The following is a 13,813-nucleotide window of genomic DNA, read 5'->3' on the forward strand; positions in this document are numbered from 1 at the left end:
AGACCCTCAAGTCGACGATCAAAGCAGCGGCGACACCTCCGGCTCCTTGCGAGGCCAGGCATCCAGCACGGCTTTGAACAACGTCGCCAGGGGAATCGCAAAGAACACGCCCCAGAAGCCCCACAACCCGCCAAACAGCAGCACCGCGCAGATGATCGCTACCGGGTGCAGGTTGACCGCTTCCGAGAACAGCAGCGGCACCAGCACGTTACCGTCCAGCGTCTGAATAATCCCGTAGACCGCCATCAAATAGATGAACTGATCGCTCCAGCCCCATTGGAACAGTGCAATCAGCAGCACCGGCACGGTCACCACCACCGCCCCGACATAGGGCACCACTACCGACACACCCACCAACAACGCCAGCAGCGCCGCATAGTTGAGCCCCAGCGCCACGAAAGCGATGTAGGTCACGCCCCCACAAATGAAGATTTCGATGACCTTGCCACGAATGTAATTGGCAATCTGCCGGTTCATTTCCTGGGCGACCCGAGTGATCAGCGCTCGCTCCCGCGGCAGGTAACCGCGCACCCACTGGCCGATCATTTCCCGGTCCTTGAGGAAGAAGAACACCAGGATCGGAACCAGTACCAGGTAGATCATGATGTTCACCAGCAGCGGCAAGCTCGACAACGAGAACGTCAGCGCCCACTGGCCGAATTTACCGATCTCGCCCCGCGCCACTTCGATGGCCTGTAGTACTTGCTCGTCCGACACCAGATGCGGATAACGCTCGGGCAGCAGCAATAGCAGTGATTGCCACTTGGCGAGCATGCCGGGCAATTCGTTGAACAGCGTGATCAACTGATGCCAGAGCAGTGGCACCACGACGATGATGAATACCAGCAGCCCCCCCATGAACAACGCGAAGACCAGCCCCACCGCCGCGGCACCCGGCAGACGCAGGCGCTCGAGGATCACCACCAACCCCTGCATCAGATACGCCAGCACCATCCCGGCCAGCACTGGCGCAAGCATTCCACCCAGGGTGAGTACGGCGGTAAATGCCAGAAACAGCAGCACCGCCAGCACCACAGCCTCTTCATCCGAGAAGTAGCGCTGAATCCAGTCGCGTAACACTTTGAACATCAATAATCCTTAAGAACGAACACAGCAGGTTTCAGGCTTTTTTCAACCAATAGCGGTAAACGCCCGCTTCATCTTCTTCACGAAGCAGCGTATGACCGGCCAATCGGGCAAAGGTGCGAAAATCGCGCTGAGAGCCCGCATCCGTGGCAATCACCTTGAGCACCGCTCCGCTGGCCAGTCGGTTGAGTTCCATCTTGGCCTTGAGCAACGGCAGCGGACAATTCAGACCGCTGGCGTCCAGCTCGGCGTCGTGGGTTACAGCGTCAGTCATCGAATCACTCCGGGGCTGGGGGTTTAGCCGTCTAGAATATCTGGTCCCAAGCGTAGTGTCCGGCTACAGTAACGTCTTTGTCGACTAAGGCTTTGTGCATGACTTTTTTGCGCCCTACCCTGCTGACGCTCGCTTGCCTGCTCGCCTCACCGGGCTTCGCCGACGACTTGCCGTCACTCGGTGACGCCAGTTCTGCCATCGTCTCGCCGCAACAGGAATACCAACTGGGCCGTGCGTGGCTGGCGATGCTGCGCAGCCAGGTGTCGCAACTCAACGATCCGCAACTCAAGGATTACGTCGAGTCCAGCGTCTATCGGCTGGTGGAAACCAGCCAGGTCAATGACCGGCGCCTGGAGTTCATCCTGATCAACAGCCCACAGCTCAACGCTTTCGCCGCGCCGGGCGGGATCGTCGGCGTCAACGGCGGCTTGTTCCTCAACGCCCAGACCGAAGGCGAATATGCCTCGGTCCTGGCCCACGAACTGGCCCACTTGTCGCAGCGTCACTTCGCCCGTGGTGTCGAAGCCTCGCAACGCATGCAAGTGCCTATGATGGCTGCATTGCTGGCCGGGATCGTGATTGCCGCTGCCGGCGCAGGCGATGCCGGGATCGCAACCATTGCCGGCACCCAGGCGGCGGCGATGCAGGAACAACGACGGTTCTCGCGCCAGAACGAACAGGAAGCCGACCGTATCGGCATCATGAATCTGGAGAAGGCCGGTTACGATCCGCGCTCGATGCCGACCATGTTCGAACGGCTGATGCGCCAGTACCGCTACGATGCCAAGCCGCCGGAATTCCTGCTGACTCACCCGGTGACCGAATCGCGTATCGCCGACACCCGCAACCGTGCCGAACAGGCCAAACCGGGCGGTATCGAAGACAGCATGCGTTATCAGCTGATTCGTGCACGCGTGCAGCTGATCTATGAAGAAACCCCAGGCTTGGGTGCCAAGCGCTTCCGCGCCCAACTCGATGAAAACCCGAAAAACGACGTCGCGCGCTATGGCCTGGCAATCGCCCAGATCAAGGGCGGCCAGCTGAATGAAGCTCGCGAGAACCTCAAGCAGCTGCTGACCAAGTCGCCGAACGAGATCATCTACAACCTGGCGCAGGTCGATCTGGACATCACCAATAATCGTCTGCCCGATGCTCAGTCACGGGTTGACCGGATGCTGACTCAGTATCCGGGCAACTACCCACTGAATCAGGTGCGTGTCGATCTGCTGCTCAAGCAGAATCGAGCAGCCGATGCGGAAAAAGCGCTGGAGAACCTGCTCAAGACCCGCCCCGAAGATCCGGACGTCTGGTACCTGGTGGCCGAGACTCGCGGCCTGTCGGGCAACATCATCGGCCTGCATCAGGCTCGTGCAGAGTACTTCGCACTGATCGGCGATTATCGCCAGGCAATCCAGCAACTGGACTTCGCCAAGCGCAAGGCGGGCAGCAACTTCCCGCTGTCATCGCGGATAGACGCACGGCAACGCGAGCTGATGGAGCAGGAACGCATGGTCAAGGACATGATGGGCTGACTGCTTCGAGGTCAAAATTCAGGCACAAAAAAACCGCCTCTTTCGAGGCGGTTTTTTATTCAGCCAACAACCGGTTTATTCAGCCAGTTTGAAGGTAATGAAGCTGGCGCGACCCTGGCGCAGAACCCGCATCGACACCGAGCGGTTCTTCGGCAACGCCTTGGCAATCTCGGTGAACTCCTTCGTGGAGCCGATCGCCTGGTTATTCAGGTGAGTGATCACATCACCAGGCTGCAAGCCGATCAGGGCAGCAGGACCGTCCTGCACGTCCTTGATTACCACACCACCTTTAAGGTCGTAGGCTTTCTTCTGCTCATCAGTCAATTCGGCCACGGAAACACCCAGGCGATTGCTGCTGCGCTCTGCGCCAGATTTAGGCTGGGCGTCCAGCTCTTTGCCTTCTTCAGGGATAGCGCCGACGGTCAGCTCGACATTCTTGCGTTTGCCTTCGCGGATCACCTCAAGATTGGCTTTCGAGCCGGCTTTCAGCGCACCCACCAAGTGCGGCAGATCGGCGGACATGACGATCGGTTGACCGTTCATGCTCAGGATCACGTCGCCCACTTGCAGGCCACCCTTGGCTGCCGGACCATCATCCTGGATCTGAGCCACCAACGCACCGGCCGGTTTCTCAAGACCGAACGACTCGGCCAGATCCTTGCTCACTTCCTGGATCACCACACCCAACCAGCCACGACTGACTTTACCGCCGCTTTTCAATTGATTGGATACGTCCATCGCCACATCGATAGGGATCGCGAACGACACGCCCATGAAGCCGCCGGAGCGGGTGTAGATCTGCGAGTTGATGCCGACCACTTCACCGGCCAGGTTGAACAGCGGACCACCGGAGTTACCCGGGTTGATCGGCACGTCGGTCTGGATGAACGGAACATAGTTTTCGTTCGGCAGGCTGCGACCGATGGCACTGACGATGCCTTGGGTCACAGTGTGATCAAAGCCGAACGGCGAGCCGATGGCCACGACCCACTGACCGGCTTTCAGATCCTGCGATTTGCCGAGCTTCAGAACCGGCAGGTTCTTGCCTTCGATTTTCAGCAAGGCGACGTCGGAACGCGGATCGGTACCGATCAACTTGGCTTTCAACTCACTGCGATCGGCGAGGCGCACGAGAATCTCGTCGGCATCGGCGATCACATGGTTGTTTGTCAGGATGTAGCCGTCAGGCGAAATGATGAAACCTGACCCCAGGGACTGCGCTTCACGCTGGCGATCGCCACGAGGTGAGCGTGGCTGCTGCGGCATACCACGCTCAAAGAACTCGCGCAGCATCGGCGGCAAGCCTTCAAGGTCCGGCATTTGCTCGCTGGACACTTTGCGTTCCGGCAACTTCTGGGTAGTACTGATATTCACCACCGCGGGCGAGGCCTGCTCGACCAGTTGCGTGAAGTCAGGCAAGTCGGCCGCTTGCGCAGTGACCGCCTGACCGAGCACCAGCACGGTGGCAAAAATGGAGAGATAAGACTTCAAGCGTGGTATCGACATACGGCTCCCGTTACGACGAGCATGGTTAAGCGATATGGAGCAAGGAACACCGGAAAAGATACGCCGGTATTTTTGTTCCGGGAACAACAAACAAGGCCAGAGCCGAGGGGCTCTGACCTATAAAAAATTTTCGGGATATTTGCAAATGAAAATGCTCGGCAAAACATTTCGAGGCCTCAACGACGGGGCAGCATTGCGACCTTGCGCACCATCCGGCCCCGATTGATGAGCATGGCTGATCAGCTCACTGCTTGCTGGTAGCCGCGGCATCGTTGCGCATGGACAGCGCAATCCGTTCGGCGGTGCCAATCGGTATTTCACCGACCACGGTCACCATTATTTCGCCTTGCGGAGTGGTCAAGCGACGGGACACAGCGACTGTTGGCCCCAGCTGAGTACGGGTGTCGGTGACTGTTGCCCCATTCAATGGCTCAAGGAACACCGAGAATCGGGCCAGACCGTCGTCGAACATCAGACTGCTGACCTGGACTTTGGTATCCGGATCCTTGTGAGAGGTACTGCTGGTCAGTTCGAAACCTGGCGGCAACCAGTCCGAATGCCAGACCTGCGCAGTCTTGACGGCGGACGCCTTGTCACTGTCCAGGTTAATGGGCTTGCACTCGGAACCTGCCTGCAAATCGCTGTCGGAAGGCACCTCGGCAGTATCCAGCCGGGTGAACTGGAACCGTTCCAGCAGTTGCCCTTTGTCATTGAGCAACAATGACTTCAACGGCAAGCCGGTTTCCTTGTCCAGATGCAGCTCAAAACCATAGCGGTGCTGATCGCGAGGCGTCAACGAGACGATCACCGCCGAACGCCCGGCCACACGCGACTTGCCGATGACGGCAAGGTCGTACCAATTCTTTAGCTTTTGTGGATCGAGTGCACGAGCGGCGGAGTTGGGTGAGTCCCCCAGCCCTGCTATCAGGGTGCCGCTGACGCATTGAGTATGCCCATCAATGCGCACGACTTCCTGCGCCGAACCGTCGAGCTGAAGTAAACGCTCTTGGACTTTGCCATCCTGGACGCGATGCCAGATGTTATGGGTAGAAAAACTACCGTTACGCTCGTAGACGAAAGTACCGTGAAAGCTCTGCGTTTGCTCCGCCTGTCCCAGACGCTTCAGCCAGTCCTGGGCTTCATCGGCGTGGGCTGGAACAATAAACCAGCCACTGAGCAGAAGCGTAAGTAGAGGTATGGCGCGCATGATCCTCCTTAACGGTTTTCCAGGCTTGCTGCACGAGCGTAAGGCAGAGCGCTCTCAGTACCTTTCAGTGCAGCCTGTTGAGCATGTTGGCGCAAGTAACCTGGCAGACGCTGATCGTGCCAGCCTGGCTGACCTTGCAATACGCCGTTGGCCATTGGGCCAGTGGCGTCCGAACTCTCATTGTAGCCTGCCAATACAGCGGGGCCCTTGACCTGAGGAGTGGTCAGACCTGGCTGATTCGAATGCTGAGCCAGTTCGACACCTGCGATCTCGTCCTGGTTGTACAGACGTACACCTGCCAGCACGGCAATGGTCACCGAAGCAGCGACTGCCAGACGACCCAGGCTGCGCCATGGACCACGAGAGGCTTTTGCCGGTACGGCTTCGTCAGCCAGCGCAGCAGAGACTGCCGCGGCGATGTCCAGACGAGGAAGCAGCAGGTCCTTGTGCATGACCGCTCGAGCGATCTGGTAACGAGCCCAGGTATCGCGGGTTTCAACATCGTCAAAGGCATTCAATACCCGACGTAATTCCAGTTCGTCCGCTTCGTTATCCATCACTGCGGACAGCGATTCCTGCAGGGCTTCACGACTCATGGCGTTCCTCTCTTGGCTGTCGCCGCTGTCTCAGTTTTCCTGCAACAACGGCTGCAGGGCTTTATCGATGGCCTCCCGGGCGCGGAAAATCCGGGAGCGCACGGTACCCACCGGACACTGCATGACACTGGCAATGTCCTCGTAACTCAGACCATCGAATTCACGTAAAGTTAAAGCCGTACGCAAATCTTCTGGCAGTTGCTGAATGGTTCGATGGACGGTGCCTTCGATCTCATCCCGCAGCAATGCACGTTCTGGCGACTCGAGATCCTTGAGGCCATGATCGCCATCGTAGAACTCTGCATCCTCGGAACTGACATCGCTATCCGGCGGCCGACGGCCGCGTGAAACCAGATAGTTTTTCGCCGTGTTGATGGCGATACGGTAAAGCCACGTATAAAACGCGCTGTCTCCGCGAAAATTACCAAGTGCACGGTATGCCTTGATAAAGGCTTCCTGTGCGACATCCTGGGCTTCATGGGTGTCGTGCACGAAACGCACGATCAACCCGAGAATTTTGTGCTGGTATTTCAGCACTAGCAGATCGAAAGCTCGCTTGTCGCCGCGTTGAACGCGCTCGACCAGCTGCTGATCCTCTTCCTGGGTTAGCATGAACACTCCTCGATAAGCTCGAAGGAGGCTTGCATTACTGAACGACCAGACTTGCAAACATAGACTCGGGCTTTTCGCAAAAGTTCTCCCCCTTCAAGCAAGTTTCCTGCGGGCTCTGATTTGGCACGCACGAAAAACGCAGCGCGGGAAACCCAGGCTGCGCGAATAATCTTGTCATCGGATTCGTCAGCAAGGACCTAACCGCAAGTCCCGCACCGAAACCGACACTGTTCCTTGTTTCAGGCAACCTTCTATTGATCTTGAGCCTTTGGCAAAAGTTCCATATTTATAGCCGCCTGACACCGACATTGTGCAACCGTGAAGCGAAAAAGACTGTTAAATCCACGATACAGTCGCCTTGTCGCCAAAGCATGCAAAAAAACTTCCGACGAAGCGTCCAGTCTTTTCCGTCACAGTAGTTTCACAATGCCATGTGGGCTCGACTATTGTGCCGCTCCCCCCCTCTATATACTAGAGGGCTGTGCGGTTGTCTGACCTCGCCTGTCCAGATGTCCAGCGCCACCCCGACCCGGGTCGCTTTGAGCGGAATCCTGAAATGAGCCAACAGTTTCAACACGATGTTCTGGTAATTGGCAGCGGCGCTGCCGGCTTGAGTCTTGCGCTGACCTTGCCCGGTCATTTGCGTATCGCCGTATTGAGCAAAGGCGACCTCGCCAATGGCTCGACCTTCTGGGCCCAGGGCGGTGTCGCCGCCGTTCTGGATGACACCGATACTGTCGAGTCCCACGTCGACGATACCCTCAACGCCGGGGGTGGCCTGTGCCATAAAGACGCCGTGCGCTTTACCGTCGAGCACAGCAGAGAAGCGATTCAATGGCTGATCGACCAAGGCGTACCCTTTACCCGCGACGAACAGTCCGGCACCGAAGACGGCGGTTTCGAGTTTCACCTGACCCGCGAAGGCGGTCACAGCCATCGACGCATCATCCACGCCGCCGATGCGACGGGCGCGGCGATCTTCAGAACCCTGCTCGACCAAGCCATACAGCGACCCAACATCGAACTGCTGGAGCAGCGGGTCGCGATCGATCTGATCACCGAAAAGCGCCTGGGCCTTGAAGGCGACCGCTGCCTTGGCGCCTATGTCCTCAACCGCAGCACTGGTGAAGTCGACACTTACGGCGCGCGCTTCGTGATCCTTGCATCGGGCGGCGCGGCGAAGGTCTACCTCTATACCAGCAACCCTGATGGCGCCTGCGGTGATGGCATCGCCATGGCCTGGCGTTCCGGCTGCCGGGTGGCGAACCTGGAGTTCAACCAGTTCCACCCGACCTGCCTTTATCACCCGCAAGCCAAGAGCTTCCTGATCACCGAAGCCCTGCGCGGCGAAGGCGGACACCTGAAGCTGCCCAACGGCGAACGCTTCATGCAGCGCTTCGATCCACGGGCCGAACTGGCACCACGGGACATCGTCGCCCGCGCCATCGACCATGAGATGAAGCGCCTGGGTATCGACTGCGTTTACCTGGACATCAGCCACAAGCCCGAAGACTTCATCAAGACGCACTTCCCGACGGTCTATGAACGCTGCCTGGAATTCTCCATCGACATCACTAAACAACCGATTCCGGTGGTGCCGGCGGCGCACTACACCTGCGGCGGCGTGATGGTCGATCAGCGGGGCCGCACCGACGTGCCGGGCCTGTATGCGATTGGTGAAACCAGCTTCACCGGCCTGCATGGCGCCAACCGCATGGCCAGCAACTCGCTGCTGGAATGTTTCGTTTATGCCCGTTCGGCGGCGGCGGACATTCTTGAGCAGTTGCCAGAAGTGTCGGTTCCGACCGCCCTGCCCGTCTGGGATGCCAGCCAGGTCACCGACTCCGACGAAGACGTGATCATCGCGCACAACTGGGACGAACTGCGGCGATTCATGTGGGACTACGTGGGCATCGTACGCACCAACAAGCGCCTGCAACGAGCCCAGCACCGAGTGCAGTTGTTGCTGGATGAAATCGACGAGTTCTATAGCAACTATAAAGTGAGCCGAGACCTGATCGAGCTGAGGAACCTGGCTCAGGTAGCCGACCTGATGATCCGGTCGGCCATGGAGCGCAAGGAAAGCCGCGGCCTGCATTACACCCTCGACTACCCGAATCTGCTGCCGGTCGCCCTGGACACTATTCTGGTGCCGCCCACCTACGCCGACTGAACTTGAGCCGAACCCGCAGGCGTCGGTGCACATCCGCCGCCTGCGAATCCCGCGGCACGCATATCGCCCTGATACGTCGCTCGCCCCGCAGACGAAAGCGCAGCACCACAACCAACGGCAGCGCCAGGCTGTCCGGCCGTAGCTGTACGGGTTGCCAACCTTGCGCCTGGCTCCACAACTGCCAGCCATCGGCATCGCGACGCAAGCCGCGAAAGGCCTGTGGGTGTGTCAGCAGAATCTGTCGCGGCAATGCCCACATGCTGTGAGCCACGCACAACGCTACGCCGAACAGGTTGGCCCAGAGCGGTATCGAGAGAAGAAACAGCGAACCCAACGCGAACAGCTGGGCGAGAAGATAAGCCGCCAGCAACTGCCGTGAGGCATGCCAGCGGCATTCGAACGCGTTACTTGGGCTGGACACGATCCAGGATCATGCGAACCATGCGCTGCAGCTCCGGATCTTCCGATTCGGCGCGTTCCATGAACCAGCCGAACATGTCCTGATCCTCACACTCCAGCAGGCGGACATACAGCGCGCGATCTACCTCGTTCAGATTCGCGTAAACCTCTTTCACGAACGGCACCAGAAGCACGTCAAGTTCCAGCATGCCGCGACGGCTGTGCCAAAAGAGGCGGTTCAGTTCAACGTTATCGACCATGGAGCGCTCCTCAAATAGGCCGCAAGTATACAGCCCCGAGGCGAGCCGAACAGTCGGCTTTGGTCGGCACTGACGATCCTTTGTGAACTACCCATTTCAAGGGCGTCCCCTTATGATGTCCCTCAGACTCTTTACCCTGCGATGACCCATGGCCGATTCTGCTTTTTTCTGCACACTGTCTCACGAAGGCGTTCTCGCGGTACGCGGCTCGGATGCCAGCAAATTCCTGCAAGGCCAATTGACTTGCAACCTCAATTACCTGAGCGACACACAGGCCAGCCTTGGTGCGCGCTGCACGCAGAAAGGCCGGATGCAATCGAGCTTCCGCATTCTGCTGGAAGGCGACGGTGTGCTCATGGCGATGGCCAGCGAACTGCTGGAGCCGCAACTGGCGGACCTGAAAAAGTACGCAGTGTTCTCCAAATCGAAACTGACCGACGAAAGTGCCGGCTGGGTTCGTTTTGGCCTTGAGCATGGCGATGCGGCACTGGCCAGCCTGGGCCTGGCGCTACCGGTCGACACCGACAGCGTTGTGCGTAATGACGGCCTGATCGCCCTTCGCGTCTCGCCTGAGCGCGCTGAACTCTGGGTGAACGCCGATCAAGCCGACACCATCAAGGGCAAGCTGTCCGCCCTGCTGGCCGAAGGCGAACTGAATCAATGGCTGCTGGGCCAGATCCGCGCAGGGATCGGCCAGGTCATGCCGAGCACCCGCGAGCTGTTCATCCCGCAGATGCTCAATCTGCAAGCCGTCGGCGGCGTGAGCTTCAAAAAGGGTTGCTACACCGGTCAGGAAATCGTTGCGCGCATGCAATACCTGGGCAAACTCAAGCGTCGCCTGTATCGCTTGCAACTGGAAGGTAGTGAACTGCCTGAACCCGGCACACCACTGTTCTCCCCGACTCACGGCAGTTCGATTGGTGAAGTGGTGATCGCGGCTCGCACCGAGCAAAACATTGAACTCCTGGCCGTGCTGCAAGCCGAAGCTGCAGAAGATGGCAACCTGCACCTTGGCGCACTCGAAGGTCCGGGCCTGCATCTGCTCGACCTGCCTTACCAACTGGATCGTGATCGCGAAATCCAGCGTTAACAGCAGCACTTGTCGCAATACCCTAGAGAAAAGAAATGAGTGAGCTGGCGGATAAGGTCCAACAGGATTTGGTTGAGGCCATCGATAATGATGACCTGGTTCTGCCAACATTACCGGAAGTGGCCCTGCAGATTCGCAAGGCCGCCGAAGACCCGGAAATCAGTGTCAGCACCCTGAGCAAAGTGATCGGCCGCGATACCGCGCTGTCGGCGCGCCTGATCAAAGTGGTCAATAGCCCGTTGCTGCGCGCGACCCAGGAAGTGACTGACTTGCACACGGCCATCACCCGGCTGGGCGTCAATTACAGCAGCAACCTGGCCATCGGCCTGGTGATGGAACAGATTTTCAATGCCCGTTCCGAAGTGGTGGAACAGAAAATGCGCGAGGTCTGGCGCAAAAGCCTGGAAATCGCCGGCGTCAGCTATGCGTTGTGCCGCAGCTACACACAACTCAAGCCTGATCAAGCGGCGCTCGGCGGGCTGGTGCATCAGATTGGCGTGCTGCCGATCCTGACCTACGCCGAAGATCACTATGAATTGCTGTCAGACCCGGTCAGCCTCAACCATGTGATCGAACGCATCCATCCGCTGCTCGGCGATAAATTGCTCAGGGTCTGGGATTTTCCGGAAATGCTGGTGCAATTGCCGGGGCTGTATCTGGATTTCAAGCGGCAATCGGCGCGGGTCGACTATGTCGATCTGGTGCAAGTGGCCAGCCTGTATTGCCACAAGGACACCGATCATCCCCTGGCCCGTATCGACCCGTTCAGTGTGCCAGCCTTCAAGAAGCTGGGAATCGATCCGGAGAACGAGGCGATGTGCAAGGATCTGGAAGAGTCGCGGTCGATGTTTTACTGATTTCTGTGGCGAGGGGGCTTGCCCCCGTTGGACTGCGCAGCAGTCCCTTCTTGGGGCCGCTTCGCAGCCCAACGGGAGCAAGCTCCCTCGCCACAACAAGCCTCTCTCCACAGGTGTGAGTGTGTTCACTCCCCCGCAATAAAACTCACCCGCACTTTCAGTCCCGCCAACTCGCCATCGTGCAGGCTGATCTGCGCCAGGTGGGCGCGGCAGATCTCGCCGACAATCGCCAGCCCCAATCCCGATCCCGCCACCTGCTGGTTACGCCGGTAAAAACGCTCGAACACCCGCTCCCGCTCCTCAAGGGGAATTCCCGGACCATCGTCCTCGACCTCCAGCACCGCCGGCGCCGTGACCCGCAGAATCACATTGCCGCCCGGTGGCGTGTGGGCCAGTGCGTTGTCCACCAGATTGCTCAACAGCTCGTTCAGCAGCGTCGGCTCACCACGCATCCACACCGGCTCGTCAGCCTCCAACGCCAGTGCCACGCCACGTGCATGGGCCAGCGGCGCCATGGCCATGCCCAGTTCACGGGCCAACTGACTGAGGTCGAGCAACTGCGCACCGCCCTCGGCGATGGCCCGGGCGCCGTTCTCGACCCGTGCCAGCGAGAGCAATTGATTGGCCAGATGAGTCAGGCGATCCGTACCCTGGGCGGCGGTTTCCAGGGTGCTGCGCCAGGTTTCGGGTTCGTTCGAGCGCAAGCCCAGTTCGAGTCGTGCCTTGAGCGCTGCCAACGGTGTGCGCAGTTCATGGGCGGCATCGGCGATGAATTGCGCCTGGCGCTCGAACTGCCCGCGCAACCGCTCGGTAAAGTGATTAAGCGCGCGCACCAGCGGCCCCAGTTCGTGCTGCACTTCCACCAGCGGCAAGGGCCGCAAGTCGTCGGGCTGACGCTCTTCCACCGCGGTACGCAAGCGCTCCAGTGGACGCAGCGCCGCACTGACCGCAAACCACACCAGCAACAACGCACCGATCGCCAGCATGCCCAGGCGCAACAAGGTGTCGGCCATCAGGCTGCGCGCCATGCGGACCCGCGCCTCATCGGTTTCCGCCACGCGGATCTCCGCCATGCCGTTCATGTTCGGTTCGCTGACCGCTTTGAGCAGGCTGACCACCCGCACGTTCTGCCCTTGATAGGTAGCATTGTAGAAACGCGCCAGCGCCGGATAGTCATCGGTGCGCGGCGTTCCCGGTGGCGGTGCCGGCAGGTTTTCGTAGCCCGAAATCAGCTTCTGATTGATGTCGTTGACCAGGTAAAAAATCCGCCCGGCGCTGTCGTAGGCGAACGTGTCGAGGGCCACGTAGGGCACGTTGGCGCTGAGGCTGCCGTCGCGCTGGGACAGGCCGGCGGCGATGGTCCGCGCCGAGGCCAGCAAGGTCCGGTCATACGCGGTGTCGGCGGCTTCGCGACCGTTCCAGTACGCACTCAAGCCACTGGCGATCATCAACACCACCAGCAGCAGCGCGAGGTTCCACAGCAACCGCCAACGCAGGCTGCTGAGCTTATGCATCGCGGCTTTCCAGCAAATAGCCAAGGCCACGGAAGGTCACGATGGCCACCGGTTGGCCGTCGAGTTTTTTGCGCAAGCGGTGGACGTAGATCTCGATGGCATCGGGACTGGCCTCCTCGTCCAGGCCGAAGACCTGAGCCGCCAATTGCTCCTTGCTCATCACCCGGCCGGGACGGGCGATCAGGGCTTCGAGCACTGCCTGCTCGCGGGAGGTCAGGGTCAGCAACTCTTCTCCGAGGGTGAAGCGCCGGGTGTCCAGGTCATAGGCCAGCACGCCACAGCGCTGCTGGCGTTCACCGCCGAGCACACTGCGGCGCAGCAAGGCTTTGACCCGGGCTTCGAGTTCGGTCAGTTCGAAAGGTTTGGCCAGGTAATCGTCAGCCCCCAGGTTCAGGCCATGGACCCGGTCCTTGACGTCGCTGCGGGCGGTCAGCATCAGCACCGGCAGGTTCTTGCCCCGGGCCCGCAAGCGCGCCAGCACTTCGAAACCGTCCATGCGCGGCAGGCCGACATCGAGGATCGCCATGGCGTATTCCTCGCTGCTCAAGGCCAGGTCGGCCGCCACACCGTCGTGCAGCACATCCACGGTCAGCCCGGTGCTCTTGAGCGCCTGGGCGACACTTTCGGCAAGCTGCAGATGGTCTTCGACGAGCAGAACACGCATGGATCTTTACCTCATTCAGGGATGGTCGACGCCATTCTTTGGC

14 protein-coding genes are annotated in these 13,813 nt (G+C 59.5%); 4 read left to right on the forward strand and 10 right to left on the reverse strand.

All coding sequences use genetic code 11. The features are described 5' to 3' along the window. Nucleotides 1-18 precede the first annotated feature (18 nt). Nucleotides 19-1,089, reverse strand: a complete 1,071-nt coding sequence (locus ACEN9A_RS22660; RefSeq protein ID WP_019647986.1) for an AI-2E family transporter — start codon at nt 1,087-1,089, stop codon at nt 19-21. A gap of 31 nt (nt 1,090-1,120) precedes the next feature. Beyond that, nucleotides 1,121-1,360, reverse strand: coding sequence for a sulfurtransferase TusA family protein (locus ACEN9A_RS22665; protein WP_007941445.1), 240 nt, complete (start codon nt 1,358-1,360; stop codon nt 1,121-1,123). A 98-nt stretch (nt 1,361-1,458) separates the two neighbouring features. On the opposite strand from ACEN9A_RS22665, the gene ACEN9A_RS22670 reads away from it, so the two are divergent. Beyond that, on the forward strand, nt 1,459-2,892 hold the full coding sequence (locus ACEN9A_RS22670; protein WP_018926780.1) for a M48 family metalloprotease: 1,434 nt from the start codon (nt 1,459-1,461) through the stop codon (nt 2,890-2,892). A gap of 75 nt (nt 2,893-2,967) precedes the next feature. On the opposite strand, the gene ACEN9A_RS22675 is transcribed toward ACEN9A_RS22670, so the two are convergent. From ACEN9A_RS22675 to rpoE, 4 genes are all read right to left on the reverse strand, one after another. Further along, complete coding sequence (locus ACEN9A_RS22675) at nt 2,968-4,398, reverse strand: DegQ family serine endoprotease (protein ID WP_019647985.1); 1,431 nt, start codon at nt 4,396-4,398, stop codon at nt 2,968-2,970. Between the two features lie 244 nt (nt 4,399-4,642). Then, nucleotides 4,643-5,605 carry a MucB/RseB C-terminal domain-containing protein gene (locus ACEN9A_RS22680; protein WP_007941442.1) on the reverse strand — a complete coding sequence of 321 codons (963 nt, stop codon included), beginning with the start codon at nt 5,603-5,605 and terminating at the stop codon, nt 4,643-4,645. 8 nt (nt 5,606-5,613) lie between these two features. Then, nucleotides 5,614-6,201 (reverse strand): sigma-E factor negative regulatory protein, encoded by a 588-nt coding sequence (locus ACEN9A_RS22685; RefSeq protein WP_019580842.1) that lies wholly within the window; start codon nt 6,199-6,201, stop codon nt 5,614-5,616. Between the two features lie 30 nt (nt 6,202-6,231). Further along, nucleotides 6,232-6,813, reverse strand: a complete 582-nt coding sequence (gene rpoE / locus ACEN9A_RS22690; protein WP_003172477.1) for an RNA polymerase sigma factor RpoE/AlgU — start codon at nt 6,811-6,813, stop codon at nt 6,232-6,234. A gap of 556 nt (nt 6,814-7,369) precedes the next feature. On the opposite strand from rpoE, the gene nadB reads away from it, so the two are divergent. Continuing rightward, nucleotides 7,370-8,986, forward strand: a complete 1,617-nt coding sequence (nadB, locus tag ACEN9A_RS22695; protein WP_258670800.1) for an L-aspartate oxidase — start codon at nt 7,370-7,372, stop codon at nt 8,984-8,986. Here the strand turns inward: nadB and ACEN9A_RS22700 are convergent. Both ACEN9A_RS22700 and ACEN9A_RS22705 read right to left on the reverse strand, forming a co-directional pair. Then, on the reverse strand, nt 8,955-9,407 hold the full coding sequence (locus tag ACEN9A_RS22700; protein ID WP_258670802.1) for a protein YgfX: 453 nt from the start codon (nt 9,405-9,407) through the stop codon (nt 8,955-8,957). The genes nadB and ACEN9A_RS22700 overlap by 32 nt on opposite strands. Further along, complete coding sequence (locus ACEN9A_RS22705; protein WP_007941436.1) at nt 9,391-9,645, reverse strand: FAD assembly factor SdhE; 255 nt, start codon at nt 9,643-9,645, stop codon at nt 9,391-9,393. The genes ACEN9A_RS22700 and ACEN9A_RS22705 overlap by 17 nt, the downstream gene beginning before the upstream one ends. Before the next feature lie 148 nt (nt 9,646-9,793). Between ACEN9A_RS22705 and ygfZ the strand changes: the two genes are divergently transcribed. After that, on the forward strand, nt 9,794-10,735 hold the full coding sequence (ygfZ, locus tag ACEN9A_RS22710; RefSeq protein WP_018926786.1) for a CAF17-like 4Fe-4S cluster assembly/insertion protein YgfZ: 942 nt from the start codon (nt 9,794-9,796) through the stop codon (nt 10,733-10,735). 35 nt (nt 10,736-10,770) lie between these two features. After that, nucleotides 10,771-11,592, forward strand: a complete 822-nt coding sequence (locus ACEN9A_RS22715) for an HDOD domain-containing protein (protein ID WP_018926787.1) — start codon at nt 10,771-10,773, stop codon at nt 11,590-11,592. Nucleotides 11,593-11,717: 125 nt separating this feature from the next. Here the strand turns inward: ACEN9A_RS22715 and ACEN9A_RS22720 are convergent, their stop codons facing one another. Both ACEN9A_RS22720 and ACEN9A_RS22725 read right to left on the reverse strand, forming a co-directional pair. Further along, complete coding sequence (locus ACEN9A_RS22720) at nt 11,718-13,106, reverse strand: sensor histidine kinase (protein ID WP_258670806.1); 1,389 nt, start codon at nt 13,104-13,106, stop codon at nt 11,718-11,720. Next, nucleotides 13,099-13,770, reverse strand: coding sequence for a response regulator (locus tag ACEN9A_RS22725; protein WP_007941432.1), 672 nt, complete (start codon nt 13,768-13,770; stop codon nt 13,099-13,101). The genes ACEN9A_RS22720 and ACEN9A_RS22725 overlap by 8 nt, the downstream gene beginning before the upstream one ends. Nucleotides 13,771-13,813: the final 43 nt, after the last annotated feature.

Source organism: Pseudomonas sp. Pseusp18 (assembly GCF_059506005.1).